This is a genomic window from Polaromonas sp. P1_G2 (assembly GCF_056405515.1).
Genome location: NZ_JBFUBY010001243.1, coordinates 1 through 436, shown reverse-complemented (window position 1 = coordinate 436; position 436 = coordinate 1). Strand labels below are relative to the sequence as shown.

The window sequence follows — 436 nt, the reverse complement described above, 5'->3', positions numbered from 1 at the left end:
GATCTATGCCGTTGACGGGACCGCCCATCAGCCGGACTTCGCCGGCGCTCGGGCGCGCCAGTCCGGTGACGAGATTGAGCRTCGTCGACTTGCCGCAGCCGGTCGGGCCAACGACGGCGACGAATTCGCCGCGCTCGACGGTCATGTTGAAATCGCGTAGCGCGGTCAGCGACTTGCCGGTGGGCGAGACGAAACGGCGGCTGACATTGATGAGCTCGATGGCCGGGCCAGTCGATGATGAGGTCTGCATGATGATAACCTGACGGCGTGCTTGAGCGGGCGTGCACGCGAAAGCCCGTTGGCAGCGGCGAGACCGCCCCCGACCGGAGCCGGAGGCAGCCTGCCGGGAGGATCACTTGACGGCCTTGACGAACTCGGTCGTGTAGGTCTTCGACAGGTCGATCTGCTTGCCCTGGATGTTCTTGGAGAATTCCGA

At 64.6% G+C, this 436-nt stretch carries 1 protein-coding gene; it reads right to left on the bottom strand.

Going from position 1 to position 436, the window contains the following annotated elements:
- The coding region (locus tag AC1D0P_RS29960; protein WP_477680057.1) for an ATP-binding cassette domain-containing protein at window positions 1-250 on the bottom strand (250 nt) is incomplete at its 3' end.
- Window positions 251-436 lie beyond the last annotated feature (186 nt).